At 29.3% G+C, this 24752-nt stretch carries 28 protein-coding genes and 1 riboswitch; of the genes, 10 read left to right on the forward strand and 18 right to left on the reverse strand.

Annotated elements, in window-relative coordinates; all coding sequences use genetic code 11:
* Positions 1-7: 7 nt before the first annotated feature.
* Positions 8-325 carry a thioredoxin family protein gene (locus ABXT58_RS00430; RefSeq protein WP_415304112.1) on the forward strand — a complete coding sequence of 106 codons (318 nt, stop codon included), beginning with the start codon at positions 8-10 and terminating at the stop codon, positions 323-325.
* Here the strand turns inward: ABXT58_RS00430 and ABXT58_RS00435 are convergent.
* Genes ABXT58_RS00435 through ABXT58_RS00505 form a run of 15 tightly spaced genes read right to left on the reverse strand, consistent with a single transcriptional unit; the run spans position 322 to position 12733 of the window.
* Entirely contained in the window at positions 322-1590 is a 1269-nt protein-coding gene (locus tag ABXT58_RS00435) for a bifunctional folylpolyglutamate synthase/dihydrofolate synthase (RefSeq protein ID WP_415304113.1), read from the reverse strand. The genes ABXT58_RS00430 and ABXT58_RS00435 overlap by 4 nt on opposite strands.
* The gene (locus ABXT58_RS00440; protein WP_415304114.1) at positions 1544-2473 is read right to left on the reverse strand and encodes an acetyl-CoA carboxylase carboxyltransferase subunit beta; all 930 of its coding nucleotides are present in this window, start codon (positions 2471-2473) and stop codon (positions 1544-1546) included. Before ABXT58_RS00440 ends, ABXT58_RS00435 begins: the two co-directional genes overlap by 47 nt.
* Positions 2470-3267: a tryptophan synthase subunit alpha gene (gene trpA, locus ABXT58_RS00445; protein WP_415304115.1), complete on the reverse strand. Its 798-nt coding sequence runs from the start codon at positions 3265-3267 to the stop codon at positions 2470-2472. Before trpA ends, ABXT58_RS00440 begins: the two co-directional genes overlap by 4 nt.
* 1 nt (position 3268) lies before the next feature.
* Positions 3269-4501 carry a tryptophan synthase subunit beta gene (trpB, locus tag ABXT58_RS00450; RefSeq protein WP_415304942.1) on the reverse strand — a complete coding sequence of 411 codons (1233 nt, stop codon included), beginning with the start codon at positions 4499-4501 and terminating at the stop codon, positions 3269-3271.
* Positions 4491-5114, reverse strand: a complete 624-nt coding sequence (locus ABXT58_RS00455) for a phosphoribosylanthranilate isomerase (protein WP_415304116.1) — start codon at positions 5112-5114, stop codon at positions 4491-4493. The genes trpB and ABXT58_RS00455 overlap by 11 nt, the downstream gene beginning before the upstream one ends.
* Positions 5115-5792 carry an orotidine-5'-phosphate decarboxylase gene (gene pyrF / locus ABXT58_RS00460; RefSeq protein WP_415304117.1) on the reverse strand — a complete coding sequence of 226 codons (678 nt, stop codon included), beginning with the start codon at positions 5790-5792 and terminating at the stop codon, positions 5115-5117.
* Positions 5782-6072: an HU family DNA-binding protein gene (locus ABXT58_RS00465; protein WP_415304118.1), complete on the reverse strand. Its 291-nt coding sequence runs from the start codon at positions 6070-6072 to the stop codon at positions 5782-5784. Before ABXT58_RS00465 ends, pyrF begins: the two co-directional genes overlap by 11 nt.
* Before the next feature lie 3 nt (positions 6073-6075).
* Positions 6076-7806 (reverse strand): S1 RNA-binding domain-containing protein, encoded by a 1731-nt coding sequence (locus ABXT58_RS00470; protein WP_415304119.1) that lies wholly within the window; start codon positions 7804-7806, stop codon positions 6076-6078.
* Positions 7806-8465 (reverse strand): (d)CMP kinase, encoded by a 660-nt coding sequence (locus ABXT58_RS00475; protein WP_415304120.1) that lies wholly within the window; start codon positions 8463-8465, stop codon positions 7806-7808. Before ABXT58_RS00475 ends, ABXT58_RS00470 begins: the two co-directional genes overlap by 1 nt.
* A gap of 6 nt (positions 8466-8471) precedes the next feature.
* Positions 8472-9611: a 3-phosphoshikimate 1-carboxyvinyltransferase gene (locus ABXT58_RS00480; RefSeq protein WP_415304121.1), complete on the reverse strand. Its 1140-nt coding sequence runs from the start codon at positions 9609-9611 to the stop codon at positions 8472-8474.
* Positions 9586-9795, reverse strand: coding sequence for a hypothetical protein (locus tag ABXT58_RS00485; protein ID WP_415304122.1), 210 nt, complete (start codon positions 9793-9795; stop codon positions 9586-9588). The genes ABXT58_RS00480 and ABXT58_RS00485 overlap by 26 nt, the downstream gene beginning before the upstream one ends.
* A 3-nt stretch (positions 9796-9798) precedes the next feature.
* A complete protein-coding gene (locus ABXT58_RS00490; RefSeq protein WP_415304123.1) occupies positions 9799-10575 on the reverse strand; it encodes an ATP-binding cassette domain-containing protein in 777 nt (258 codons plus the stop codon).
* Position 10576: 1 nt separating this feature from the next.
* Positions 10577-11149, reverse strand: coding sequence for an LPS export ABC transporter periplasmic protein LptC (lptC, locus tag ABXT58_RS00495; RefSeq protein ID WP_415304124.1), 573 nt, complete (start codon positions 11147-11149; stop codon positions 10577-10579).
* Positions 11150-12121 (reverse strand): KpsF/GutQ family sugar-phosphate isomerase, encoded by a 972-nt coding sequence (locus ABXT58_RS00500; RefSeq protein WP_415304125.1) that lies wholly within the window; start codon positions 12119-12121, stop codon positions 11150-11152. It abuts the gene before it with no gap.
* The gene (locus tag ABXT58_RS00505; RefSeq protein WP_415304126.1) at positions 12122-12733 is read right to left on the reverse strand and encodes a ribonuclease D; all 612 of its coding nucleotides are present in this window, start codon (positions 12731-12733) and stop codon (positions 12122-12124) included. It abuts the gene before it with no gap.
* Between the two features lie 16 nt (positions 12734-12749).
* On the opposite strand from ABXT58_RS00505, the gene ABXT58_RS00510 reads away from it, so the two are divergent.
* Positions 12750-13718, forward strand: a complete 969-nt coding sequence (locus ABXT58_RS00510) for a complex I NDUFA9 subunit family protein (RefSeq protein WP_415304127.1) — start codon at positions 12750-12752, stop codon at positions 13716-13718.
* 185 nt (positions 13719-13903) lie between these two features.
* Here ABXT58_RS00510 and ABXT58_RS00515 read toward each other — a convergent pair whose 3' ends face one another.
* Complete coding sequence (locus ABXT58_RS00515) at positions 13904-14404, reverse strand: GcrA family cell cycle regulator (RefSeq protein WP_415304128.1); 501 nt, start codon at positions 14402-14404, stop codon at positions 13904-13906.
* 123 nt (positions 14405-14527) lie between these two features.
* Between ABXT58_RS00515 and ABXT58_RS00520 the strand changes: the two genes are divergently transcribed.
* From ABXT58_RS00520 to ABXT58_RS00530, 3 genes are all read left to right on the forward strand, one after another.
* Entirely contained in the window at positions 14528-15340 is an 813-nt protein-coding gene (locus ABXT58_RS00520; RefSeq protein WP_415304129.1) for an ABC transporter permease, read from the forward strand.
* A 3-nt stretch (positions 15341-15343) separates the two neighbouring features.
* A complete protein-coding gene (locus tag ABXT58_RS00525) occupies positions 15344-16510 on the forward strand; it encodes an aspartate aminotransferase family protein (RefSeq protein ID WP_415304130.1) in 1167 nt (388 codons plus the stop codon).
* A 154-nt stretch (positions 16511-16664) separates the two neighbouring features.
* Positions 16665-17444, forward strand: coding sequence for an ornithine carbamoyltransferase (locus ABXT58_RS00530; protein ID WP_415304131.1), 780 nt, complete (start codon positions 16665-16667; stop codon positions 17442-17444).
* On the opposite strand, the gene ABXT58_RS00535 is transcribed toward ABXT58_RS00530, so the two are convergent.
* The gene (locus ABXT58_RS00535; RefSeq protein WP_415304132.1) at positions 17436-17975 is read right to left on the reverse strand and encodes a c-type cytochrome; all 540 of its coding nucleotides are present in this window, start codon (positions 17973-17975) and stop codon (positions 17436-17438) included. The two genes, ABXT58_RS00530 and ABXT58_RS00535, sit on opposite strands and share 9 nt — an antisense overlap.
* A gap of 104 nt (positions 17976-18079) precedes the next feature.
* Here ABXT58_RS00535 and kdsB point away from each other — a divergent pair, with 104 nt between their 5' ends.
* From kdsB to recR, 5 genes are all read left to right on the forward strand, one after another.
* Positions 18080-18820 carry a 3-deoxy-manno-octulosonate cytidylyltransferase gene (kdsB, locus tag ABXT58_RS00540; protein WP_415304133.1) on the forward strand — a complete coding sequence of 247 codons (741 nt, stop codon included), beginning with the start codon at positions 18080-18082 and terminating at the stop codon, positions 18818-18820.
* Position 18821: 1 nt separating this feature from the next.
* Positions 18822-19652 (forward strand): prephenate dehydratase domain-containing protein, encoded by an 831-nt coding sequence (locus ABXT58_RS00545; RefSeq protein ID WP_415304134.1) that lies wholly within the window; start codon positions 18822-18824, stop codon positions 19650-19652.
* 142 nt (positions 19653-19794) lie between these two features.
* Positions 19795-21480, forward strand: coding sequence for a DNA polymerase III subunit gamma/tau (gene dnaX, locus ABXT58_RS00550; RefSeq protein WP_415304135.1), 1686 nt, complete (start codon positions 19795-19797; stop codon positions 21478-21480).
* Positions 21473-21790: a YbaB/EbfC family nucleoid-associated protein gene (locus tag ABXT58_RS00555; protein WP_415304136.1), complete on the forward strand. Its 318-nt coding sequence runs from the start codon at positions 21473-21475 to the stop codon at positions 21788-21790. Before dnaX ends, ABXT58_RS00555 begins: the two co-directional genes overlap by 8 nt.
* A gap of 4 nt (positions 21791-21794) precedes the next feature.
* Positions 21795-22406 carry a recombination mediator RecR gene (gene recR, locus ABXT58_RS00560; RefSeq protein ID WP_415304137.1) on the forward strand — a complete coding sequence of 204 codons (612 nt, stop codon included), beginning with the start codon at positions 21795-21797 and terminating at the stop codon, positions 22404-22406.
* Here recR and ABXT58_RS00565 read toward each other — a convergent pair.
* Positions 22393-24588, reverse strand: a complete 2196-nt coding sequence (locus ABXT58_RS00565) for a malate synthase G (protein WP_415304138.1) — start codon at positions 24586-24588, stop codon at positions 22393-22395. The two genes, recR and ABXT58_RS00565, sit on opposite strands and share 14 nt — an antisense overlap.
* Before the next feature lie 71 nt (positions 24589-24659).
* Positions 24660-24746: riboswitch (glycine riboswitch) on the reverse strand.
* Between the last annotated feature and the right edge of the window lie 6 nt (positions 24747-24752).

The raw sequence follows: 24752 nt of genomic DNA on the forward strand, positions 1-24752 counted from the left end.
AAGAAGCATGCTTATTGATTTTAAAGATGAAAACTGGGAAGATAAAATTAAAAATGAAGACACTTGTGTAATTCAATTTTCGGCAATTTGGTGTGCGCCCTGCCAAAGTTTAAAGCCAGTGATGTCTGCACTTTCAGACAAATATCAAGATAAGGCTAATTTTTATTATGCTGATATTGAAGATGGAGCACTAAATTTAGGTAGCTCTATGGGAGTACGTGGTGTTCCCTCAACAATTATTTTTAAAAAAGGTGAAGAGATAGATAGATTAGTTGGAAATCCAGGTGAAGCTAAGGTTAAAGAATTTTTAGATAAAAGTATTTAGTTTAAATTTAAAACTTCTCCCGCAAGATATAAAGATCCTGTAATTAAGACAATATCATTTTCCTGAAGATCAATTGATCTAATCGCATTTTCAACTGAATTCTTATATTTTATATTTTCATAATTTTTAATTTTTTCTTTAAGTTTATTTCCCTTAATAGCATTTGGTTGATTTGGAATATCAATTGTTGTTAAAGATTTAATATCTTTAAAGTAACTCATATACTCGTTATGATCTTTGTTTGCCATCATTCCTAATATAATATGTATTTTACAATTTAAACTTTGAAGATATTCATTTAATACTTTTGCGCCAAGTGGGTTATGAGATCCGTCTATAAATAATAGATTATTCTTAACTAAATTTTTTAGTTTTCCAGATTCTAATTCTTGTAGTCGTGCAATACTTTCTATTTTAGTAATACCACTCTTAATATGCTCATCAGTTATCTTGTAATCTGTTAGCTGTCTTGCAGTTGCAATCGCTGTAGAAATATTTTCTAATTGAAATTTACCGGGTAAATTTGGTTTTGGAAGTTTCAAACCTCCAAACTCATCTTCAAAATAAAAGAAATCATTTTCTTTTAAGGTGAAGTTGTAGTTTTTATTAAAGATTATTTTTTTAGAAGAATTATCTTTAATTGTATCTTCAATACTTTTGTTAATTTCATTTGAACTTTGTTTTGCGACAATGATTTTAGAATTTAATAAAGTTGATGTTTTTTCATATATAATTTTATCAACTGTTTGCTCTTCTTTTGGAAGCCAATCTAAATGATCAAGACCAATGGCCGTCACAATACTTGCCAAGTTTTTCTTTAAAATATTAGTCGCATCAAATCTATGAAATAGGCCTGACTCAATTAAGTTAATGTTTTTGGGGTATTTTTTAGCATAATGAAGGTAAGAAACGGTTAAAATTTCAAAGAAAGTAATTTGTGCCCCATTATTCGCTTCTTCTATTTCAGAAAAAAGGTTAGCCAATTCATCATCTGTTAAAGGTTTGTTATTAAAAACAAATCGTTCATTAATAATTTTAATATGTGGACTTGTATAGATATTGCACTTGTAATTTGCTTCTTTTAAAATTGCATAAAGAGCTTGGATGGTTGAAAACTTGCCATTTGTTCCAACAATAGAAATACAATTAATCTGATCTTGGGGATTACCCAATTTTTCTAAAAGATTTCTAGTTCGATCTAGACTTAGATCTATTTCCTTAGGATGCAGCTTTTGTAAGCGTTCTACTATCTTCTGAAGTTTCATTTTCTGATGAATTTATATCAGAATTTTTCTTTAACAATATTGATAATAATGAACCTAATTTTTCTCTAAGGTCTTTTCTTTCAACAATTAAATCCACAAATCCTGTTTTTTCAACATATTCACTCCTTTGAAAGCCCTCGGGTAATTCTTCTCTAACAGTTCCTTGAATTACACGTGCGCCTGCAAAAGCTATCAGGGCACCTGGCTCTGCTAAATGAATATCACCCAACATTGCATATGATGCTGTAATACCACCCGCAGTTGGATCGGTTAAAACAACAATATAGGGGAGGTTATTCTTTTTAAGTTCATTAATTGCCAAAGTAGTTCTAGTCATTTGTGAAAGTGAAATTAATGATTCCATCATTCTCATTCCACCACCTGAAGTGAAAACTACAAAAGGTTGTTCATTTTCGATAGCATGTTGAATTCCATATAAGAAAGCTTCACCTTCTGCTGCACCAATTGAGCCACCTACAAAATCAAAGTCAGATGCAATGGCAGTAATCTTTATAGTGTTAATATTAGTGTTGATTACCATCATTCCACAGTCCATACCCGTTTTTTTTCTAGCAGTTTTTAATCTGTCTTTATAAGATTTAGAGTCGCTCCAATTTAAAGGGTCATCTTGAGGAATTGGAGTTTTTAAAACCTCATAATTATTTTTGCCAAAAATAACATCAAATCTTTGACGAGGACTTATTCTATGGTGTTTATTACAAGATGGACAAACCCATAAATTATCTTCTAAATCTTTTTTTAAAATTGGACCCTTACAACAAGATGTCCAGTCACTGTTAGCAATCTCTTCTTTACTTGCACGTTCTTTAATTATTCTTTTTATTTTTTCACCAAAACGTAGAGTTTTTTTAATCCAATTCATGCAATTTTGTTTCTTAATCTTTTTACAATATTAGTTACATTTGTGACAGGATTTTGTCTCTTTTCGATTGATTTTGATATTTCTTTACACAAAGCGCTTCCAACTACTAATCCATCAGCCTTTCTTAGTGATGCTATTGTCTTTTCAGTAATTCCAAACCCGATTACAATATTTTTATTTTTATTTAGACTTTTGATTTTATTGTATCTCTCAAGAATTTTTTTAGGTAAAACTTTTAGTTTACCACCTGTTGTTGAGAGCATACTGATGTAGTACACCATATCATGAGAATCTTTTATAATTTTTTTCATTCTATTCAGTGAAGTAGTGGGTGAGACTAATTGAATAAAACTAATATTTTTCCTCTTACACTTTTTGGCAAAATTTTTATTTTCTGGATAAGGTAAATCAACAACAATTAATCCATCAACGCCAACTTTTTTACAGATATTAATAAAGTTGTTATCACCATATTGATAAATCATATTGTAGTAACCCATCAGAATTACAGGTTTTGTATGTTTTGATTTTTTAAAATCTTTTACTATTGAAAAAACATCTTTAATTTTAATACCATTTTTTAAAGCCCTATAAGCACTTGATTGAATTTGTCCACCATCTGCGATTGGAGTGTTGTGAGGAAAGCCTATCTCGCAAATATCAGCATAGTTTGCAATTGATTTTAATATTTCTAATGATCTTTTTTTACTATTATCACCTGCGACGGTGTAGGTAAGTAAAGCCGGTCTTTTTTCATTTTTAGTTTTTTTAAATGCTAAGTTAATTAAAGACATCTTAGTTAACTTTCCCCAATCTTGCTTTTAAAATATCTCGATCTTTTTTAGCGTCACCACAAGAGTTTACTATAATGATTGTATCTTTACTTAGCTTGGGAGCAATTTTAATTGCTTCTGCAAAAGCATGACTTGGCTCTAAACTTGGGTTAATTTTCTCAAGTTTTGTTACAAGTTTATAAGCATTTAAAGCACCCTCATCTGTTGCAGATGTATATCTTGCTCTTTTAACATCTTTTAAGAAACAATGAATAGGAGAAACACCTGGATAATCTAATCCAGCCGAAATAGAGGAGGTATCATTAATTTGACCCTCATTGTTTTGACAAACATAGGCAGCAGCACCGTGTAGTATTCCAAGTTTAGCTCCATTTGTCAGAGGTGCAGCGTGAAGTTTGGAGTTTTTTGGACCACCCGCCTCAACACCAATTAATTCAATTTGTTTTTTGTTATAGTCCATAAATTCACTCCAAAAACCGTATGCAGAACTTCCACCACCTACACAGTTAATAAGTTTAATTTTTTTTGGAATCTTTTTAAACTCAGATTGAATTTGAAGTTTTAATTCTTTAGAAATTTGAGCCGTACTCCAACCACAAATTTTAACAAATATATTTGGACCTACAGTTGAGCCAACACACATGTGAGTATTATCGCAGTTAGAAACCCAATATCTCATGCACTCACTAACAGCATCAACTAATGTTTGGCTTCCTGAGTAAACAGGTACAACTTCAGCACCATTTTTTTTCATTGAATCAACATTTGGCTTTTGTCTCTTTATGTCTTTTGCACCCATGAATATTTTACACTTAAGACCAAACTTCTTAGCAGCCATACTTAACATTTTACCAGCATAACCGGCACCGGTATCACCTACGACATATTTTTTACCTGCCTTTTTAGCAATAAGACAATGAACAGTCGCATTATATATTTTGTGAGCCCCTCCGTTAGCCTCAGATACCATTTTGGTGTATATCTGAGCTCCTCCTAGATAGCTAGATAGGTTTTGAAGTTTTATAAATGAAGTGGGTGAGCCTATATAGTTCTTAAAGTAGTAATCTCTTTCCTTGAGAAATTTTTTGTTATACCTAAGTTTTTCAAAAAGAATTGTTAAATCTTCAACGGGTTTTTTCAATGTCTCAGGGATGAAATTACCACCAAACTTACCACCCCAAAAACCATTTTTATCGTGCTGATCAATTAAGGGAATTTTTTTTTTAAGCTTCATCATTAATTTGTTTAATTTTGTCTAAAAAAATATTTATTTTTGTAACATCTTTTAATCCAGAAGTTTCTAGACCTCCAGAAATATCTATAATGTCTGCTATTTCTTTATAATTTTCAAGATTATCTTCAATCTGTATATTTCCTGCTAACATTAATTCCTTATTAACTTTAAGATTTTTAATTAATTGATGATCAAAAGATATACTTTTCTCATAACCTTTACTGTCAAATAATATAATATCTGCTTGTTCATTGTATTTTATATATTTTACAACATCATTTTGATCTTTGACAGTAATAGCAACTATAATTTTTCTATTATATTTTTCAATGATAGATTTTACCTCTGCTGGGGTGCAATCGTAAATTTGATAATAATCAAATGGTAAATTTTTTATTTTCTCAAGAATATTTCGATCAGGACGAACTAATACTGCAACATATTTAGAATCTTTTTTATCTACTTTCAGTAGTTCTTTAATTTTATCATATTCAACAAATCTTGTAGATTTTGGATAATTAACAATAAAGCCAATATATTGAGGTGGATTAGGATGCGCCGTTAAATATTTTAATGTTTCAGAATCAGAGATTCCACAAATTTTTGATTTCATCTAATCTACCGATGAAAGGATATTTTTTATATTTTCTTTTGGGTTACCTTTGGTGATGGGTCTACCAATTATCAGACAATCACTTCCTTCTTTAATAGCTTCATTGGCAGTCATAGTTCTTTTTTGATCATCTTTTGCATTTCCCATTCTAATCCCTGGAGTAAAGCATTTAAGTTTTGGTGCAATTTCTTTAATCATTTTAATCTCGAGTGGGCTACAAATAACCCCATGCAGGTCAGCTTCCATTGCAATCTTAATTAGCTTTTTAACCTGATCTTCAATTTTATTATTAAAACCTAAACTGTCTAAATCCTCATCACTAAAACTTGTTAAAACAGAAACACCTAATAAATTTAAATTAATTTCCTTCGCAGCTTGATTTGCAGCCCTAAGAGCATCCAATCCATTTAGAAGATGAACTGTTGCATAATGTACATTTAAATTTTTAAGTGCTTTTACCGATTCAATTAATGTATTTTTGATATCAAAAAATTTTCCATCATAGAAAATAGGCTTTTTAAATTTTGAAAGCTCCCTTATTTCTTCAGGACTCCTTTGAGTGATGTACTGTAAGCCAATTTTAATTCCTGAAATATCTTCATGAATTAGTTCTAATAAACCTAATATTTCTTTTTGGCTTGATACATCACAGGCTACGAAGATATTTTTATTCGTCATTGTTTAATTTTTTAAACATTTCCTTAGCCATTTTAAAGTGAATAGTTTTTTTTTCTGGTGTATTTACTTTTTCTCCAGTTTTAGGGTTTCGTGATATTCTAGCTTTCTGAATATTTGTTGAAAACATACCAAAACCTCTTAATTCAACTCGATCACCACGTTTAAGAGCTTGTTTAATTTCATTTAGAACTACTGATAAAACTTTCTCAAGGTCTTTTTTGAGGAAATTTGGATATGATTTTTTTAGTTGGTCTAGAAGCTTTGATTTTACAATGGCCAATTTTTATTCTTCTTCTTTTTTCTTTTTCTCTAAATCATCAGATAATGACGAGAAAGGTAAGTTTTTACCGCTCGCCTCTGAGCCATATGTATCTAATGCCACTTTTCTTTCAATTTCTTCAAGCAATTTAATACTTAATGTAGCTTTTCTTTTGTCTAAATCTAATTCTTGGATTGCACAGTCAATTCTCTCACCACCTGTAAATCTTGCTGGTCTAGCATCAGCTGCATTAATAGCTATTGCAGTTTTTTTAATGATAAAATCCATTTCACATCCCTCAGGCCTAACAACTAAACCTTTGTTGTCTGATGAAATGATTTTAACAGTAATAGCTTGTTTAACTTTTTTATCATTAAACCAACTAAACGGATCTGGTTGTGTTTGACGCAAGCCAACTCTGACTTTTTGTTCAGCTGCCTTAACCTCTAATACTTTTACTTTTAATTTATCACCAATTTTGTGTTTGGCCAATTCTTCTTCTGCATTTGTAAGATAAGTAAGATCATTACAGTGTAAGAATGCATCAATATCTAATCCATCAATGTTTAAAAAAATAGAATATTCATTTTTGCTAGCAACTTCACCTTCAACCTCAGAACCTACAGGATATTTACTTTCAAATGTTTCAAAAGGGTTTTCAGTTGTTAAACGATGTGATATTGCAACTCTTCTTTTTTCTTTATCAATTTCAGTGATAATACAATCAATCTCATCACCAACCTTAAACATTTTTTTCGCTGATAAATTTTTTTTAGTCCAGCTTAATTCACTTGAGTGTAATAAAGTGGATAATCCTTTTTCAAGTTCACAAAATGCACCAAAGTCCATTAACTTAACAACCTTAACTTTGTAGATTTTGTTTAATTCATAATTTGAAATATTTTCAAAAGGATCAGGTGAAAGCTGCTTAACTGAACAACCAACCTGCAATTTTTCTTTATCTACTGTAATTACTAATAAATCATGTTTTTCACCAATTGTAAAAACCTCATCAGGGTGATTAACTCTTGAATAAGAAATTTCTTGAAGGTGTACTAATACATCAAGCTCCCCATTAACACTAAAGAAACAACCAAATGAACTATAGCCTTTTACTTCAGCTCCTTTAATTACATCTCCAACTTTGAATTTTTCAACAATTTTAATTTTATCTTCCTTTTTAAAAGATGAAATAATTTCCCTTCTAGAAACACAAGCGTTTCCTCTAACTTTGTCTAATTTAATAAGTGCAAACTTTTGAGGCTCATTCATTAAATGGCTAATATCTTTTAATGGTTTATCTGAAATTTGTGATCCTGGCAGGAACATTAAAGATCCAGTATCGATATGTTCTACAATGCAGCCACCTTTTACACGTCCAGTAATTTTACCCATGATAGGTTGATTTTTTTCATAAGCCTCAACAAGTTTATCCCAACCTTGAATTTTTTGTGCTTTAGAAGCTGATACTAAAACTTCACCTTTTTTATCCTCTAGTCTTTCAAGAAGAACTGAAATTGTTTCACCTACTTTTGCTTTATCAAGCATACCCATACTTTTTAATTCATTGATATCTAAGATTGGTTCAGATTTTAAACCAGGCACTTCAAGAAATACAAAATTTTCAGTTACTTTATTTACTACACCAGTAATTATTTTTCCCTCTTCAAGGTTTGCTGTTTTTGTAAATTGGGAATTTAATAGTTGTTCGAATTCTTTTGAGGCAGCAGTGTCTAAGTTATTGTATATTTCCATTAAGAGTTAATTTTTTTATCCATTATTTGTTTTATTTTTAAAAAGCATGATCTTTTAGATTCATTTTCAGAAGATATCAAGTATTGATCCTTTGTTCTTTTTAAAGGTGAAATCTTTCTATTATAGTCACTTTTATCACGTTTTTTGATGCTTTTTAGTACTTCATTGAGGGATATTTTTTTATTTAATCCTTTTAGCTCTTTATATCTTCTAAGCGCTCTAGTTTTAGCGCTTGCTGTTATAAAAAATTTAAAGTCAGCCTCTGGCATGATATTATATGTGATATCTCTTCCATCAATAATGGAGCCTTTATATTTTTTTGGAGGATTGTAAGCACATTTCATTTGAAAGTTATGTGCTAGTTTTCTGATTTTAATATCTTTTGCAATTACCGAAGCCATACTACCGACATCATCAGATAAAAGATTTTTACTCTGCAAGTCAGACATCTTTAAAGTTTTCATTTTTTTTGAAACAAAAGAGTAGTTAAATTTTTTTGGATCTTTTATTTTTAAATGGGCTAGTAGACGATAAATTTTTCCAGAATCAAGATACAAAAGTTTATAATGTTTAGAGATTAATTTCGCTTGTGTGCCAGCTCCAGCAGCCGCAGGTGAATCAATCGCCACTTGTATGCATGTTTTTTTATATTTTTTCATATTAATTTATTTATCATTTATTTTTTTAATTATTTTTAAAAAAGAAGGAAATGAAGTATTTATTGAATCTTTGTCATGAATTTTCCATTGTCCACCAAAAGTTAAAGCAGCAATTGTACTCATCATAAAAATCCTATGATCTTTTAGATAATTTTTAATTATAATTGGTTTTGTAATTTTTAAATTAGGTTGACCATGAATTTTAATCGAGTCTTTTGTTAATTCTGTTTTAATACCCATCATATTTAAAATTTTAGAACCCAAGTTTAATCTTGGACTTTCTTTTTGGTTTAACTCAGAAACATCTTTAAAATAAGAAATTCCTTTTGCTTTTGCAGCTACTAAAAAAATAACTAAAAACTCATCTATGGCGCTACTATTTAATTCTGATGGGCAATTTATAGCTTTAAGATTACTTGAACTTAAAATTAAAATATCAGCAATTTTTTCACCTTTATAATTCCTTGGATTTTTTAATAATATTTTAGCTCCCATTTTTTTTAAAATAGTAATTACTCCTATCCTTGAAGGGTTAATGTTTACATCTTTAATTAAAAGCCTTGAATTATAAGCAAGAGTTGTAAGCACCATAAAAAATGCACTCGAGCTTATGTCTCCTGGGATTTTATAGTTAAATGCTTTAATTTTTTTTGGTGGCTTTATATTTATAAAATCATATTTTTTAGTTTTTTTTATTTTAATAGGTATTTTTAAATATTGAAAAAGTAACTCAGAATGGTTCCTTGATTTTTTTGCTTTAATAGATGTTGTGCCTGATGCATTAAGCGCTGCAAGCATCACACTACTTTTGCATTGTGCGGAACCTTTATTCTCTAAATATTTTATACCTTTTATAGATTGAGACCCCAAAATAGATAAAGGCAGTTTATTTTTTTTTATATAATAAAATTTTGCTCCAAATTTTTCTAAAGGTAAAGTTACTCTTGAAAAATCTCTTTTAGATAAACTTTTATCACCAATTAATTTTATTTCTTGTGGCGATTTGATTAATAAACCTAACAATAATCTTCCAAGTGTTCCTGAGTTTCTTGCGTTTAATGTTAAGTTTTTTTTATATCTAAAGCCATTAATTCCATTTCCTAGTATTTCACAATAGTTTTTATATTTTCTTACTTTTACTCCCAATCTTTTTATAGAATCTTAATGCTGCAAGAACATCTTCGGACATTAAAAGATTATAACCCTTTGATTTTCCTATAGCTTGAGATGCAAGTAAGACCCACCTGATACTTAAGCTTTTATCACCACTAACTTTTATCTTTTTATTAAAATCTTTAATTCTATTTTTAATAAATAATATTTTTGACATTTATTAATTGAATTTAAAAGAGTCCCCAAAATAAGCATTTTTGGCTTCTGTATTATTTATTAGATCATTAGGAGTTCCTTGAGCTATTATTTTGCAATTTGATAAAATTATAGCAACATCAACACATGATAAGAGGTCTCTTGCTTGATGATCGCAGATACAAATAGTTATATTGCTTTCAGTTTGAAGGCTAACAATAATTTCTTGAAGCATTTTTATTGTAAGAACATCAAGTGCTGCAAAACATTCGTCAAGAAGAAGTACTTTTGGCTCACTTAATAAAGCGAGGGCAATTACTAATTTCTTTTTTTGACCTCCAGATAAAAATTTTGCTTTTATATTTCGCACAGCATCAAGTTCAAACTTAGCAATTAAAAGGTCTATTTTATGGTTAATTAAATTATTGTCTTCAATAACTATTTCAGCAATTGCTTTTAAATTTTCTAATAAGGTAAGATCACTAAAATACCCACCATATTGAGGAACATAGCCAATTTTAAATTTTGTTGTCCTTAGGTATATTGGGTAATCAAGCACATCTATTCCATCAAATTTAATTTCTCCATAGTCTGGTTTAATTAATCCGGTTATTAAGTTGAAAATTGTTGATTTTCCAACACCATTGGGACCGAGCATTCCTAAAATTTCACCATGATTAATTTTAAAACTTACATTATCTAAGATTTTTCTATCACCAAATGATAATGATATATTTTCTAAAGAGATTATAGGTCGAGGACTTTTAAAAGATTTAATTCTAAATTTTTTAATTATGCCCATATTATTTTGTTCCTACAACTAAAACTTTTTTTGTATTATCGTTCATAAAAATTTTAGTATCTTTCGTTTTAATATTCATTTCAACCCTATCAGCAAATAATTTTGTGTCATCAGCAATATAAATAACATCTGTCGAGATTGTTCCAAGATTACTTAAAAAAGAAAAATCAAAATACTCTCCTGTGATTTTATGACCTGGATAAACAATTATTACATTTTTTGAAAAAATAGTATCATAATTTTCTGAGTTATATTTTCCAAAATCAGAAGTAATTTTAATTGTATCTGAGTCTTTTATAAAAATGTAAGCAATAATATTTTCTAAGAACATTACATTTGGGTTATCCATATCTATTTCAGCTTGTGTAGCAGTTATTTGATATTCGTTACCTTTCGCATCTAGAGAAGTATAGCTAATATTATCAATATAGTTAGACGAAGTATTTTTGCTAGTACCTAGTTTTTCTATTATTAGGCTTTGTTGATTTTTGTTAAAATATTTCAAATAAAATAATAAAGAAATAATGGCAATTAAAATGACCATTAAAACCTGTGTTATTGTTTTTTTGCTCATTTAATGAATATTAGACTGCAATAAACTGTGTATATGTAAAATCCCGATGGTTTTTCTCTTATTTTTTTTATTGTGAACACACAAAGAGGTAATTTTTTTAGTATTCATTATAGATAAAGCTTTTTCTGCCAATGTATCTTGATCAATACTGATAGGGTTTGAGGTCATAACTTTTTTAACCATTAAATCTTGTAGATTGCTATTTACCTCATTAAGCCTTCTTATTTGACCGTCTGTAATAATGCCGGTTGTTAATTTTTTGTTATTTTGAACAATTAAAGTTCCAAGCTTTTTATTAGTAATGACACGTAGAGCATTCTTCATTTTTAAATTTTCATTTACAAAGGGAATTTTATTTCCTGTTATCATTATATCTTCAACAGTCTTTAGTTTAGCACCAAGGTTACCTGAGGGGTGAAATTTTTTAAAATCTTTTTTGCTTATATTTTTCTTGTTTATTGTGGCCACAGCTAATGCATCTCCAATACTTAACTGATTAATAGTACTGGAAGTTGGTACAATTCCTAGGCCAGCCTCTGTCACTTCAGGAATTAGTAATTTGATATCAGATGCTTTATATAAAATCGAATTTTTTTTGGACATAATTCCAATAAGAGTAATTTTATTTCGATTTGCATATTTAATAATATTTTTTAATTCTTCAGTAGAGCCAGAATAGCTTATTAAAATTAAAATATCTTTTTTTGAAATACTGCCCAGATCTCCATGAGAACAATCATTTGCAGATAGAGAAAATGAAGGAGTTCCAACTGAAGATAGAGTTGCTGAAATTTTAGCTGCTATTAGTCCACTTTTTCCAACACCACATAGAATAACTTTAGATTGGCATTTTGTAATAGCTTCAACCGCATCATCAAAAGAGTTATTAATTGAATCTCTTAATTTTTTTAGGGCTTTTATTTCAAGGTTAATTACATTTTTTGCAATTTTTCTATAATCTTTTTTTTTCATTTAGTGAGACCATATATCGTCTTTAAATAAAGCTAAATCAAGATCAACTCTAGTTTTTAAAAATTTTAAACAATCATTGTATAAATCAATACGTTTTTCTCTTATAAGAATTTTATTTAATTCTTCATGAATTTTATGCAAGTAGACAACATCATTTGCGCAATATTTGAGCTGCGCTGGTGATAATTCACCCCCAAAATCTGAGCTTTGAAATTGTTTGCTTACATCAATATTGATGAATTCTTTAATTAAAGTTTTAAGAGAATGACTATCTGAATAAGACCTAGCTAGCTTTGAGGCAATCTTAGTGTCTAGAATATTCTTAGTTTCTGTCTTTAGGTAATATTTGATGTGAGCCATATCAGCTCTACCGTAATGAAATATTTTTATAATTGATTCATCTGACAGAATTTTATTCAAGTTTGGAGCATTATAATTTGATCTATCTAGTTGAATAATATGAGCATCTGAATTTCCGCTAGATATTTGGATGAGACATAAAGGATCACGCTTAACATTGAGTCCCATAAATTCTCCATCAACTGCTATAATATTGCCTAAATCTAAATCTTCTGGTAGATCATCTTTGTGAAGTTTAATATCAATATTCATTTTTAGTTATATATATATGAAAGCAAAAAATTGTCTAATTTTTGGCGGTAGTGGTCAAATAGGTCGTCATTTAATAAGAAAGCTTACTAAGAATAATTATAAGGTTACTGTAGTTACTAGAAACCTTCATCAAAAGGGGTACGCAATAAAAACCCAAGCTAATGCAGGATATATAGATATAGTTGAAGCTAATATTTTCGATGAAAAAAAGATTAGAAAACTTTTTGATCAAAATGATGTTTGTATAAATTTAATAGGCATTTTATATGAAAGTGGCAAAGGAAATACTTTTAAAAATATTCACTCTATTTTCCCATCTATTCTAGCTAAACTTTGCAAGGAATATAAAGTTAAACAGTTTATTCATTTATCAGCATTAGGTATTAATAGTGCAATAGATTCAGAGTATGCAAAAAGCAAGTTAGAGGGTGAGGTTAGTATTCAAAAAAATTTTCCATTAGCCACCATATTGAGACCGTCAGTAGTTTATTCTGTAGATGATAATTTTACTACAAATTTCATGACACTACTAAATAGGCTTCCGTTTTTTCCACTTTATTATAATGGAGATACTAAATTTACTCCAATTCATTGTTCTGATTTAACAGATACCATCTATCATGTTATTTCTAAAAACATACATTCTAAAATAGTTGAGTGTGTGGGTCCCGAAGTTATTTCTTTAAAAGAAATATTAAAAAGATTATTAAAACTAATTAATAAGAATAGATTATTAATTCCCCTTCCATTTTTTGCTGCAAAAATGTCAGCAAAATTATTTCAATTATTTCCAAAACCATTATTGACAGTAGATCAGCTTATTCTTTTAAAGTATGACAATATTCTTTCAAATAAATATCAAACTAATTCTGATGTGGGGGTTCCAAGCATAAAGATATTTGATCAAGAAGTTGAAAAATATTGCTATATGTGGAGAGAGGGTGGTCAATTTTCTACTAAAAAATACAACTCCACTAATTCTTAATAGAATTTTAAAACTAAAATTGTATAATATATTAAATAATGATTAATATTATTTATATTTTAATATTTTTAATATTTTTAATATTTTCATTTCTATCATATTTAATTATTAAGTCTGTTGTGAGAGGTATTGATGGAAAAAATAAATATAAAAATAAAAAATAGTAGTTTTGGAAGAAGCTATTATTAAGCAGTATTAATTTTTTTCACAATATACTGTGGCGCTTCTTCTTCTTTATCAGTAGTGGGTTCTTCTCTTCTTCCTTTTGGCTGATAAGCATATAGCAAATGAAGCTTGCAATATGAAAAATCCTTCAAAGAAGATCTTCCACAGAAATGAAATGATTTTTCCTCAGGATGTCCAACAGGCCACTTACATGAGCTTTCATCTAGCTCCTCTAATTTTTTAGGATTTTCTGGCTCAAAATCTTTTTCAATAAGCAGAGACTTAAACTTACTGTTTCTTCCTTGTCTTTGTTTAGAATTATTTTCTTCTGAGCTATTATCAAAATTTTGACTTGATGAAGCATTTCTAGCTTTAATTTTTGATGACAGGTTTAATCTATGAGCCTTACCAATAACTGCATTTCTGCTAATGCCTCCAATTATTTCAGCAATTTGACTTGCAGTGTTTCCTTTGCCCCAGAGTTCTTTTAATTTACAAACTTTTTCTTCGTTCCAGCTCATAATCTATATTTAGTATGTTAATTAATTTTAATAACTATATACAGATCACATAAGATTAAAAAAAAAAACAATAGGTATTTTTGTTTTGTACACAAATTTTTCAAAATTTATATATGATTACTTATGGTTGAATTGAATAAGAAATATCAAATAAGTGTAAAAAGATTTGGTTTTATAAACTGGATTGGTTTTAAAAGTTTATGGCTTAAGGAATGCAATAGGTTTATGGCAGTTTGGCAACAAACATTACTATCTCCACTTGTGTCAAGTTTGTTATTTTTGTCAGTTTTATCTTTGGCCTTAGGGAATAATAGAGGAGATGTTCTTGGTTATTCTTTTATAAGTTTTTTAGCACCAGGCTTAATTGCAATGAGTATTTTGACTCAATCATTTAGTCATTCAGTATCTTCATTAATGATTGGAAAAATTCAGGGAAATATTGTTGATATGCTTTATGCGCCTTTATCGGCACTAGAGGTTTCAATGGCAATAATATTAGCAGCTCTTACAAGAAGTTTTTTAATTGCTATAATTTCAATAGGTGTCTTCTCTTTAATTGTTGAGATGCCAATAAATAACAGTTTATTTATTTTTATTTTTGGTTTTTTAAGTGCTTTTATATTGGGAAGCTTAGGTTTTATTACTGGTCTTTGGGCTGAAAAATTTGATCATACTGCAACTGTTACTAATTTTGTTATTACTCCATTAAGTTTTTTATCTGGTGTATTTTATTCCATAGACAAGCTTCCTGAATTTTTTCAAACTATTAGTCATATTAATCCATTTTTCTATATGATTGATGGATTTAGATATGGTTTTTTAGGAAAGTCAGATGGGTCAATAAGCGTAGGATTAATTTATTTAACAATTTTAAGTATTGTAATGTGGTATGTGGCTTTTTTTCTTTACAAAAAAGGTTATAAAATTAAATCTTAAAATATGAGTGCTTTAGCAAAAAATTATAATAGAAGAAAAATTTCGTTTAGCCATGGAAAGGGAAGTTTCCTTTACTCAACTAATGGAAAAAAATATTTAGATTTTGTCCAAGGGATCGCGGTTAACTCTTTAGGACACGCTAACCCATACTTAATAAAAGCAATTAATAAACAAACAAAAAAACTTTGGCATGTGTCTAATGCATTTATAATTCCAGAAGGTGAAAGGTTAGCTACAAGATTAGTTAAAAAGACTTTTGCTGATTTTATTATCTTTCAAAATAGTGGAGCAGAAGCAACAGAGGCGGCAATTAAAGTTGCAAGAAGATATTTTTATTCAATAGGGCAACCAAAAAAAAATAGAATTCTTTGTGTTAAAAACTCATTTCATGGAAGAACATTGGCCACGATTTATGCCAGTGGATCAAAAAAAATGACCGAAGGTTTTGGTCCAAAAGTTGATGGATTTGATCACTTTGAATTTGGAGATCATAAATCATTAAAAAGGTCTATAACAAGTAGAACAGCTGCAATTATGGTTGAAACTATTATGGGAGAAGGTGGAATTAAAGTTATTCCAGATTGGTGTTTGAAGGGATTAAGAAAAATCTGCAATGAGAAGAAAATTTTATTAATTTTGGATGAAGTTCAATGCGGAATAGGCAGATCTGGAAATTTTTTTGCCTTTGAGAGCTCAAAAATTAAACCTGATATTGTGCCAATAGCGAAAGGTATTGGAGGTGGTTTTCCACTTGGAGCAGTTTTAATGAACAAAAGAGCGTCATCTGGCATGACAGCAGGAACTCACGGTTCAACATTTGGCGGAAATCCATTGGCAATGTCTGTTGGAAACGCAGTTTTAGATCAAATATTTAAAAAAGGATTTCTTGCTAATGTCAAAAAGATATCGAAATATTTTCACTCTGAGTTGAATAAATTAAAAAAGGATTTTCCAAAAATAATTAAAGAAGTGAGAGGCATTGGTTTACTGATTGGATTACAGTTGTACAACGATCAAACAAAATTTATTCAAAAATTAATGGATAATAAATTACTAACAATTAGAGCCGCAGAAAATGTCATAAGAATACTACCTCCGCTTAATGTTAAAAAACAAGAAATAGATATGGCTATAAAAATTATCAAAAAAGTTTGCTTAACTCAAAAATAAAAATGAACCATTTTATTACTCTTAAAAATATACCTGCGACAGACCTTAGAAAAATTATAACTGATGCAAAAAAAAGAAAAAATAAAAGAAAAGAAATTCAGTACACTTGATGTTGATAAAGATAATCCTTTAAAAGGAAAAGCTGCTTATTCAAATGTTTGAAAAATCAAGTCTCAGAACGAGATTAAGTTTTTACCTTGCAATAAAACAATTAGGAGGTGGAACCATAACACTTAGAGCAAATGAGCTGCATCTTGGAAAAGAAGGGGAGAGCTTAGCTGATACTGCAAGAATTTTATCAACTTATGGTGATGGTTTTATGTTGAGAACTGATAGTGATAAAAAAATAGAGGAATTTAGTAAATATTTAACAATACCAGTTATTAATGGGTTGAGCCCATCATCACACCCAACACAAGTTTTATCTGATATTTTTACAGTTGAAGAAATTAAAAAAAAGCCTATTTCAAAATTAAATATCTGTTGGATTGGAGATTCAAACAATGTTCTTAATAGTTTAATTGCTGCATCAGTTAAGTTTTCTTTTAAATTAAGTATTGGCTGTCCTAAAAATTATGAACCCAAAAAATTTGTACTTGATTGGGTAAAAAAAAATAAAAGAAAAATTGATATTTATAATAATGCTAAAAAAGCTGCTAAGAATGCAGATGTTATTTTTTCAGATAAAGTTATTTCCTTAAATGATAAAGTTAATAAAACCAAAAAAATTAAAGATTTTAAGAATTTTCAAATTAATTCGAAATTAATGAGCCTTGCTAAAAGGGATGCAACTTTTTTACATTGTTTACCAAGAGGCACAGAGGTATCGAGTGAAGTTTTTCTAGGGAAAAAATCAAAAGTATGGCTACAGGCACTTAATAGGGTGCATGTTCAAAAAAGTATTTTGTTATATTGTTTTGGTAAATTAAGGTAGCAACTTAGGATTATCACTTTTTTGATTTAAGTATTTAATTACAGAAGCTCTGTCTTTTTCTTTTCTTAAGCCAGCATAAGACATTTTAGTTCCCTTCAAGTAAGAGGCAGGTTTTTGTAAGAATCCGTTTAACTCTTCAAATGACCACTCTTTACCATAAGAAGCTAAAGTTTTAGAATATTTATAATCATCCACGCCACCAACTGCTCTCCCAACAACATTGTATAACGCGGGGCCAATTTTATTTTTCCCACCTTTATTTATTGAGTGGCATGCAGCACATTTTTTAAAAATTTTTTTTCCACTTGCAATATCACCCAATGCCATAACTGCAACAATATCAATTTTTTCAGCTACCTCAGCGGCTTGAGAAGTTCCCAAGGTTAATTGGCTTTCCACTTCAACTTGATACCCGGGCTTTTTTAGCTTCTTCACATGAAAAACACCATCAGCAATCTTTCCTAAACCGATTACAAGCAGTGCAACCATTAAAACTGCAGCAATAATTTTATTTAGTTCGAACGAATCCATTTAATTATAATTATTTTCACATATAACATGATAATTAAAAAAATACTTAATTTTTAATTTTATAATTTTGCGTCTGTTAGACGCATAAAATTGGTAATTTTATAATGACAAAAACACTAATATTAATCCCATCAAGAATGGCAGCAACTAGGTTGCCAGGCAAACCACTTTTAAAAATTAATAATTTATCGATTATTTCTCATGTTTTTAAAAGAGCAGAAGAAGCTAATATTGGTGAAGTAGTGGTTGCAACTGACAATCAAGAGATACTCAATGATGTTTTAAGAAATGGAGGTAGGGTAATTTTAACAAGTAAAAATCACAAAACGGGCACAGATAGAATTTTTGAAGCTTATGAAAAGCTGAATATAAAAAATATTGACTATATATTAAATTTACAAGGAGACGAACCCGATATTAATAAAGAGGATATCATTAATTTAAACAATTTCATGATTAATCACGATGTTGAAATAGGTACATTGGCAGCAAAAATTCAAGATGATAAAATGTTAAATAATAAAAATCTAGTTAAAGTTATCACGGATAAAAAATTGGTAGAAAATAATTTTCCAAAAGCATTAAATTTTACTAGAGATAATTTATCAACAATTAGTCAAAATATTTATCATCATATTGGAATTTATTCTTATAAAGTAAGTGTATTAAAAAAGTTTGTTAGTCTGGATCAAACAAACAATGAGAAAGAAAATAAATTAGAACAGTTGAGAGCTTTAGATAATAAAATAAAAATAAATGTAGCTTTGGCAAAATCCTCTCCTATAGGAGTAGATACTGAAGAAGATTATCTGGCTATAAAAAAAATTATGGAATATAAAATATAAAATGAGTAAAATTTATATTCAAGGAACCTTTGGAGCCTATTCACATTTGGCAGCACTTGAAATTGAGCCCAATGCAGAAGTTGTACCATGTAAGACGTTTGATGAGTGTTTCTTAAAAGTATCCTCAGAAAGTGGTTCACGAATGGTTATACCTGAATCAAATCGTATTACAGGAAATATTGGAATAGAATATTTAATCTTTAAATACAGATTAAATATTTACGCAGAACATTTTCAAAAAATTGAACATAATTTATTAGGACAACCAGGAACCAGCTTAAATGATATAAAAGATGTTTTTTCTCATACACAGGGTTTATCTCAATGTTCAAATTTTATTAAAAAAAACAATTTCACTGAACATGTTCGTGCTGATACAGCTGGTTCTGCTGAAGCAATTTCAAAAAAAAAAATTAAAAGTGAGGCAGCAATAGCATCTGCATTAAGTGCAAAAATTTATAAACTTAAAATACTTGTACCAAACATTGAAAATCAAAAAAGCAATGCGACTCGATTTTTAGTTATGGGTAAAGAAGTTTATCAACCAGATTTTGGAGATAAAAGATATATAACATCCTTTTTATTTAAATTGAAAAGCAAACCTGCTGCGCTTTACCAGTCGCTAGGAGGTTTTGCAATTAATGGTGTAAACCTAACAAAGCTTCAGAGCTACCCAGAACAAAACTCATTTGAATCATATTTTTTCTTATGTGATCTAGATGGGCACATAGAAGATCCTAAAGTTCAAAAATCTTTAGAAGAATTAGGACTTCATTGCCAAGATTTTCACGTGCTAGGTGTTTTTGAAGCCGATAAATTTAGAGAAAAATAATCTAGAAACTTTTCTTGTAGATTAGAAAACATTACTGCTATAATAGTTTTGGAGGCTAGAGGTGAATACTGCTTGAACCCGACCAGATCTTAACGGAAGCAGTCGTAGAGACAGTTTTTCAGGTTCTAGTCTCCTTATAAAAATGAATAAAAATACAAAAGTTTTAGCTTTAAAATATAGACCTCAAACATTTGATGATCTTATAGGTCAAGATGTTGTTGCTGAAACAATTTCTAATTCAATTAAAGCTAATAAAGTCCCTAATGCCTATCTTTTTACTGGGATTAGAGGCATTGGAAAAACTACCACGGCAAGAATAGTTGCAAAGTCTTTAAATTGTTTAAATGGTATTGATGAACTTTGTAAAGATGATCTTTGTGAAAATTGTACAGCCATTTCAAATTCAAATCATATTGATGTATTGGAAATGGATGCAGCAAGCAAAACTGGTGTTGACGATGTAAGAGATCTTATTGAATTTTCTAGATATGGCCCAACCACAGCTAAATATAAAATATTTATTATTGATGAAGTGCATATGCTTAGCAAACAAGCATTTAATGCATTGCTAAAAACTTTAGAGGAGCCACCCGAATATTTAAAATTTATTTTTGCAACTACAGAAATAAAAAAAATTCCAATCACTGTAGTTTCTCGTTGTCAAAGGTTTGATTTATCTAGAATTAAATCTTTAGAATTATTTGATTTTATCAAAAAAATTAAAGATAAAGAGAAAGGTAATGCGTCTGATGACGCACTTAAATTAATTGTAAAGATTTCTGAGGGATCTGTTAGAGATGCCCTATCATTACTTGATAGAGCATTACTTACACTAAACAAAAATAAGGAGTTAGATTTAACTTCTGCGCAAAAAATATTTGGTTATTTTGACAAATCTCAATTAATTAGTTTATTTCAACTTATATTTGCAGGTAAAGAGACAGAAGTTTTAAATACTTATAGAGAAATTTATAATCAAGGTGTTGAACCTAAAATTTTTATAAATGATTTTTTAGAGCTTTTATATTACTTTAAGAATATTGAATCATTAGACATTGATGGTACAAATTTTTCATTAAATGATGAGGAGTTTAATAGAATTAAAGAAATTTCTGAAAAAATTAATAATGAAACTTTAATATTATTTTGGCAGTTTACTATTAAAGTATTAGAAGAGCTTGATATTGTTTCCAATCAACATTTATCAATGGAAATGTTTTTAATTAGATTAATTCATTTAAAAAATATTAAGAACACACCCGATAGTAGCTATGAAGACTCACATCGGATAAATGAAAATATTAGCAAAACATCTCTATCACAAAAAAAAGAAGGAGAAGATTTTTTTGGAATAAAAGATAAGGCCAAAACAATTGGTCAAATGAAAAATACTGTTCAGGAGAAAGATATAAAATTAAAAGATAATAAAAAAGTTGAAATGCAGACCAATCTTATAAATTCTTTTGATAGCCTATTAGAAATATGTTCTTCTAAAAAGGAGATTAAATTAAAATATGAATTAGAAAAAAATGTTAATCTTGTTAGTTTTGAAGATCAAAGAATCGAAATTTCATTTAATGAAGATTTAGACAAAGATTTTATTAAAGATTTATCTTTAAAACTTTATGAATGGACTAACAATAGATGGATAATAACGCTTAGTAAAACTAAAGGCCAGCCATCTAAAAAAGAGACAGAACTTAATTTAAAAAAAGAACTAATAGAAAGTGTAAAAAATTCTTCAATTTATAAAAATATTTTAGAAAAATTTCCAGACGCTGAGCTGGTTGATGTTAATCCTGATGAGAAAGAAGGTAAGAATGACTGATTTCACTAAGATTTTAGATAAGGCTAAAGAATTAGAATCTAAAATGAAAGAGAGCCAAGAAAAAATTAAAAATATTCAGGTTGAGGGATCATCAGGCTCTAATTCTATCAAAGTTACATTAAATGGTGAAAACGAAATGATTAAAATAAATTTATCAGACGAAGTGATGAGGGAAGATAAAGTTATAATAGAAGACCTAATAGTGGCTGCCCATAATAATGCAAAATCTGAATTAAAATCAAAAACATCTGAGGAAATTTCAAAGTCTACAAGTGGGTTTGGTATTCCTGGTTTTAAATGGCCACTTTAATTAGATGCAAAATATTAATGAAATAGAAGAGTTAATAAAATTAATTGCTAAACTTCCAGGTTTAGGCCCAAAATCTGCCAAAAGAATTGTATTAAAACTTATAAATAATAGGGATGAATTAGTTAAGCCAATGGCTAATACTCTAGCTCAAGTTTATAAAAATGTTATCAGATGTCAATCTTGCGGCACTTTAAAATCCAATTCTTTAGGATGCAATAACTGTGAAAACACAAAAGAAAAATATAATAAAATATGTGTTGTAGAGGATATTGCAGATCAGTGGTCTATCGAAAATTCAAATATTTATAAAGGATACTTCCATATATTAGGTGGAACAATTTCATCTGCTGGTCAAAGAAAAGAAGATCTCTTAATTAATTCATTAGTTGAAAGAGTTATTAGAGAAAATATTGAAGAGGTCATTTTAGCAACAAGTGCAACTGTTGAAGGCCAAACTACAGCCTATTATATTCAGGACAGTCTTAAAAAAACGAGTGCAAAAATTACAAAACTTGCACAAGGTTTACCTGTGGGTGGTGAAATAGAAAACCTAGATGATGGAACTTTATATTCAGCTTTTAAAAATAGAACTGGAATTAAAACTAATTCTGAGTAGATTTTTTTAGTAATCGATTTTGATGTAATAATGGTTCCGTGTAACCAGAAGGTTGTTCTTTACCCTTAAAGATCAAATCACAAGCTGTTTTAAAAGCAATTGATTTTTCAAAATTTTCAGACATCATCTCGTAACTTCCTCTTCCAGAACGAGTATAAGCAGCATCATTTTTATTTTGATCATCAACAATTTTTGCCATTTTTTTCATTACTTCCATAACTTGTGATTTTGTGCAAATATCGTGATGTATCCAATTAGCAATATGTTGAGATGAAATTCTTAAAGTGGCTCTATCTTCCATTAAACCAACATTGTTAATATCAGGCACTTTTGAACAGCCAACCCCATGATCTATCCATCTTACAACATAGCCTAAAAGAGTTTGTGCAGAATTGGAAATTTCAGAATTAATTTCTTCCATCGACCAGTTTGGTCTATCTGCAACTGGAACTGTTAACAAATCATCAAGCTTTGCTGACTTTCTTTTTTGAATTTCTATTTGCTTCTCAAAAATATTTATTTCATGATAATGAAGAGCATGAAGAGCTGCCGCAGTAGGTGAGGGAACCCAAGCACAATTTGCTCCAGCTATCAAATGACCAGTTTTTTGCTCCATCATATCTTTCATCTTGTCAGGCATAGCCCACATCCCTTTACCAATTTGTGCTTTACCTGAAAGGCCACACTGCAGACCAATATCAACATTATTATTTTCATATGCGCCAATCCATTTAGAAGATTTCATATCTCCTTTTTTAATCATAGGACCAGCTTCCATTGAAGTATGCATTTCATCACCAGTTCTGTCTAGGAATCCTGTGTTAATAAAAAATACTCTATTTTCAAGTGTTCTAATGCACTCTTTTAAGTTTGAAGAAGTTCTTCTTTCTTCATCCATAATACCAATTTTACAAGTATTTTTTTCTAACTCCAAAATTTCTTCAACTTTAGTAAAAATTAAATCTGTAAATGCTGTTTCATCAGGACCATGCATTTTTGGTTTAACAATATAAATAGATCCATTTCTTGAGTTGCCTTTTCTGTTTAGATCATGAAGGCACGCAGCTGAAGTTATAAAAGCATCCATAATTCCTTCTGGTATTTCAGAACCATCTTTTAAAAGAATTGCAGAATTAGTCATAAGGTGTCCAACGTTTCTTACTAATAATAAACTTCTTCCATGCAATTTTAATCCTTTTCCATCTTTAGAAATATAACTTCTGTCAGGATTTAATTTACGTTCATAGGTTTTTCCATTTTTTTTAAATGTTGATTTTAAATCACCTTTCATCAGACCTAGCCAATTACGGTAACAAATAATTTTGTCATCAGCATCAACCGCAGTAACACTATCCTCATTATCACAAATAGTTGAAATTGCCGCTTCAACAATAATATCACTAATTTTAGCAGAATCTTGTTGAGCACTAAAAGCATTTGAATCTATAATTATTTCTATATGAAGATTGTTATTTTTTAGAATTATTGCAGAGGGGTCATTAGCCTCTCCTCTATGACCGATAAATTTATTTTTATTTTTTAGAGATGTCTCAACGTCATCTTTTAATACAATTAAAGAACCGTCATTAATTTTAAATCCTGTAATATTGTGCCATTCTAAATTTTCTAAAGGAAAATGTTTTTTTAAAAAGTCTCTTCCATATTTTATGACCATTTCACCTCTTAAAGGATCATATCTCTGAGAAGTGCTATCTTCAGACTGTTCGATTATATCTGTACCATATAAACTATCATATAAACTCATCCATCTTGCGTTAGCAGCATTCAGTGCATACCTTTCATTCATGATTGGAACTACTAATTGCGGTCCAGCAATACTAGTTATTTCCTCATCAACATTACTTGTTTTAATTTTAAAATCGGGACCTACTTCTTTTAAATAGTTAATCTCTTTTAAAAATTTTTTATATTCTTCTAAATTGATTTCATTTCCTTTATTTGCAATGTGCCAAGAATCTATTTTTTTTTGCAAATCTTCTCTTATTGTTAATAGGTCTCTATTTTTTGGAGCCAATTCATGAACTACTCTGTCAAAACCTTCCCAAAATTTTTCTGAAGAGATATTCGCATCTTTAAGTAGCTCTTCGTTAACGAAGTTAATTAATTTATTAGAAACTGATAGATTATGTATTTTTGTGTATTGTTCTTTCATAGCACCCATTTTACCCCATCTGTATGTTTGCCTGAGAGTTTTGCTCCATCGGCGAGATTAAATCTCTTTCCAGAGTGTTATGCTTGTTATCGGTCCTTTTGCCTGAGAGTTTCCGGGGTGGTTGCTCCTTCGGCGCTAATATACTTAGTCTCTCCCGATATAAAACAAGACTA

Source organism: Candidatus Pelagibacter sp. Uisw_090 (genome assembly GCF_047717845.1).
Taxonomy (GTDB): Bacteria; Pseudomonadota; Alphaproteobacteria; order Pelagibacterales; family Pelagibacteraceae; genus Pelagibacter.